Origin of the sequence: Nostoc sp. (genome assembly GCF_036919675.1) — a bacterium.
Lineage (GTDB): Bacteria > Cyanobacteriota > Cyanobacteriia > Cyanobacteriales > Nostocaceae > Nostoc.
This window is the reverse complement of the sequence record NZ_JBALCP010000018.1, coordinates 1-1,382: the sequence shown is the minus strand read 5'-3', so window position 1 is coordinate 1,382 and position 1,382 is coordinate 1. Positions and strand designations below refer to the sequence as shown.

1 protein-coding gene is annotated in these 1,382 nt (G+C 42.3%); it reads left to right on the top strand.

The genetic code is table 11. The features are described 5' to 3' along the window. The first annotated feature begins 125 nt into the window (after positions 1–125). Positions 126–1,343 carry an ISAs1 family transposase gene (locus tag V7K49_RS01390; RefSeq protein WP_335204225.1) on the top strand — a complete coding sequence of 406 codons (1,218 nt, stop codon included), beginning with the start codon at positions 126–128 and terminating at the stop codon, positions 1,341–1,343. Positions 1,344–1,382: the final 39 nt, after the last annotated feature.

The following is a 1,382-nucleotide window of genomic DNA, read 5'->3' as shown; positions in this document are numbered from 1 at the left end:
CAGGGTTAGCGCGTCTCAAACCCTATTGACAAGCGGACTTACCTGATCAGCAATCAAGTTAGAAACAAAGTGGCACTATCCAGGCTAGGGTAAGATTTAATCCATCTAGCCCCAAGGTTCGAGTAATGCCAGCAGGATTTGAGAACAAGAAAAGTAAAGCCAAAGCATCTTTTACATCCTTCATAGATAGCTTTGAGATTACCAATAAATTTCAGGAATACTTCACAGAAATAAAAGACCCCAGAGTAGAAAGGACGAGATATCATTTACTCACCGAAATCATCACCATAGCGATTTTGGCAGTAATAGCAGGTGCAGAAGGTTGGGAAGATATTGAGGAGTATGGACTCAATAAACAGGAGTGGTTGAAAACGTTTTTGGAACTACCATTCGGGATACCCAGCCCCGATACTTTTAGGAGAGTATTTGAGAAAATTAACCCCAAAGAATTTGAGCAATGTTTTCGGCAGTGGGTTCAATCATTGATTGAGAAATTGGGAGTAGAAGTAGTAGCCATAGATGGCAAAACTCATAGAGGCTCCTATGACCGAGAATCAAGGTTAAAAGCATTACACACTGTCAGTGCTTGGTCAAGTGAACACCGTTTAGTCTTGGGACAAACAAAGGTGAGTGACAAATCCAATGAAATCACCGCGATTCCAGCACTATTAGAAATGCTAGATATATCTGGCTGTATCATCACAATTGATGCAATGGGTACACAGAAATCGATTGCCCAGAAAATTATCGCGGCTGATTCTGATTACATTTTGAGCTTAAAAGATAATCATCCTACACTGCACCAGCAAGTAAAGAATTGGTTTGAAATAGCCCAGTCCTTTGGATTTAAAGGTGTTGATGTGAGTATGAGTCAACGGATAGAAAAAGGACATCACCGCATCGAAAATCGTCAGGTTTACACCGTACCAGTGTCACAACTTTCTGCACTTCATGAACAAGATTTGTGGGCTGGTCTGACAACAGTAGTTATGGTAGTACGTTCGATTCAGCATTGGAATCAGACTACCCAGGAGGTGCAATTTTACATAACTAGTCTCACCAGCGATGCTAACAAAATTGGTAGTGCAATTCGACAGCATTGGGGAATAGAAAATTCTGTTCATTGGACATTGGATGTCACTTTCGGTGAGGATGAATGTCGGATTCGTTCTCTGCACAGCCCACAGAATTTTGCTTTACTACGTCGGATTGCTCTCAATGCCTTAGAACGAGAAACATCTTTTCATCGCAGTATTCGCCAAAAATCACGGCGAGCCGCGATGAATGATCAGTATATGGTTTCTGTCTTGGCGGCGGCTCTCCCAAACTCAACACTCTCCTAGAATCCACCTGTCAATAGGGTTTGAGACGCGCTAACCCTG